Origin of the sequence: Escherichia sp. MOD1-EC7003 (genome assembly GCF_002965065.1) — a bacterium.
In the GTDB taxonomy this organism is placed as follows: Bacteria; Pseudomonadota; Gammaproteobacteria; order Enterobacterales; family Enterobacteriaceae; genus Escherichia.
The window spans coordinates 1-351 of sequence record NZ_PTRE01000328.1; the positions used below are offsets into that span (position 1 = coordinate 1).

General features: G+C 56.4%; 1 protein-coding gene. It reads right to left on the reverse strand.

Annotation, left to right across the window (positions count from 1 at the left end; all coding sequences use genetic code 11):
- Positions 1-12: 12 nt before the first annotated feature.
- Positions 13-351 (reverse strand): IS66 family insertion sequence element accessory protein TnpB (gene tnpB / locus A7090_RS25610; RefSeq protein WP_105275904.1); only part of this gene is annotated, 339 nt, incomplete at its 5' end.

Genomic DNA, 351 nt, shown 5'->3' on the forward strand with positions numbered 1-351 from the left:
CTTTACAACGGGTTATATGCGGATTCCAGCGCGTTCCGTTCGTTTCGGGTGCTTCCAGTTGATACCTTCAAGAAGCATGGATAACTGAGCCGGAGTAAGGTGCACCTTGCCGTCACGGGTGACTGGCCAGATGAAGCGGCCCCGCTCCAGGCGTTTGGTGAAGAGGCACAGTCCGTCACTGTCAGCCCACAACCCTTTTATCTGGTCACCCCGGCGTCCGCGGAAGATGAACAGGTGTCCGGAGAACGGGTCATCCTTCAGGACGTTCTGAACGTTTGATGCCAGGCCGTTAAAACCATTTCGCATATCGGTGATACCGGCAACCAGCCAGATACGCGAACCGGCAGGGAG